Genomic DNA, 1,252 nt, shown 5'->3' on the forward strand with positions numbered 1-1,252 from the left:
TGGAATTGCAACTTAAAAGTGGAGACTTTTTATGCTACTAATTTCTGTTTTTTCCGATAGAACATTTCCATTTCATTAGGCGTTCTATATCCAATTGCAGAATGTATCCTTTTGGTATGGTAAAATCCTTCGATATACCTGAATACCTCTAACTTTGCAATCTCCCTGTTAATAAACTTATGATGGTATATGCATTCTGTTTTTAGTGTTTTGAAAAAGCTTTCAGCCACAGCATTATCCCAACAGTTACCTTTACGGCTCATGCTCTGTTTTATTCCATTTTTATTCAATAAAATCTTAAACTCATCGCATGCATATTGAATTCCCCTGTCAGAATGAAATATCAGACCAGGTTTTAGCCCTCTGTTCCTTATAGCCATTACCAATGCTTTAACAGTGGTATTACCTGCGGTCATGTCATTACTAAATGACCATCCGACAACTTTCCGATCGGCAAGATCGATAACGGTAGTAAGGTAGGCCCATCCGCAGGCAGTTTTTATATAGGTAATATCACCGACCCATTTTTGGGATAATGCATCCGCTGAAAAATCTCTCCCGAGGAGATTTTCAGCTATACCATAACTATGGCTGGAATCGGTGGTCACCTTATATTTTTTACGGATCTTACTTCTTAAGCTCAGTTTCTTCATTAAGCGACCTACATACGACCTGGATACCTGCCATTGTTTTTTCTTCAGTTCCTGCGCAATACGGGGACTTCCGTAGATCTGATGGCTATTTTCATATTCCTGATGTATCAGGGCAGATAATTCCGCTGTCTTTTTTCCTCTGTTACTTTGTGGTCTGATCAGCCACTTATAAAATCCACTGCTGCTAACTTTGATTGTATTGCACATCTTTTCAACTGGAAAGATATTTATGTGTTTACGTATGAACTCATACTTTCTCAGTCTCCCTTGGAAAAGATGGCCACCGCCTTTTTTAAAATGGCATTCTCCAGTTCCGCATCCCGCAATCTCTTCTTTAGTTCCCTGATTTCCTGCTCTTCAGGACTCAATTTATCGTTTTTAGGCAATACGGTACCACCATTATATCTGGGATCCATGCGCCATTTACTTAATCTACCGGCATCCATGTCCAGTTCCCTTGCTGCCTCTAAAACTGATCCTTTGCTATAAGAAAGCTCTACTGCCATTTTCTTAAAAGAATCATCAAATACTCTTCTCATGTGTAAACAAATTTAAATCTATTTCTTAAAATCTGTCTCCACTCAAAGGTAGCAACTCCA

2 protein-coding genes are annotated in these 1,252 nt (G+C 38.7%); both read right to left on the reverse strand.

Going from position 1 to position 1,252, the window contains the following annotated elements:
- Positions 1 to 29: 29 nt before the first annotated feature.
- Positions 30 to 980: an IS3 family transposase gene (locus ACFSAH_RS14105; RefSeq protein ID WP_379663384.1), complete on the reverse strand. Its 951-nt coding sequence runs from the start codon at positions 978 to 980 to the stop codon at positions 30 to 32.
- Positions 911 to 1,192 carry a transposase gene (locus ACFSAH_RS14110; protein WP_379663383.1) on the reverse strand — a complete coding sequence of 94 codons (282 nt, stop codon included), beginning with the start codon at positions 1,190 to 1,192 and terminating at the stop codon, positions 911 to 913. Before ACFSAH_RS14110 ends, ACFSAH_RS14105 begins: the two co-directional genes overlap by 70 nt.
- Positions 1,193 to 1,252 lie beyond the last annotated feature (60 nt).

Source organism: Pseudopedobacter beijingensis (genome assembly GCF_042678145.1).
Taxonomy (GTDB): Bacteria; Bacteroidota; Bacteroidia; order Sphingobacteriales; family Sphingobacteriaceae; genus Pseudopedobacter; species Pseudopedobacter beijingensis.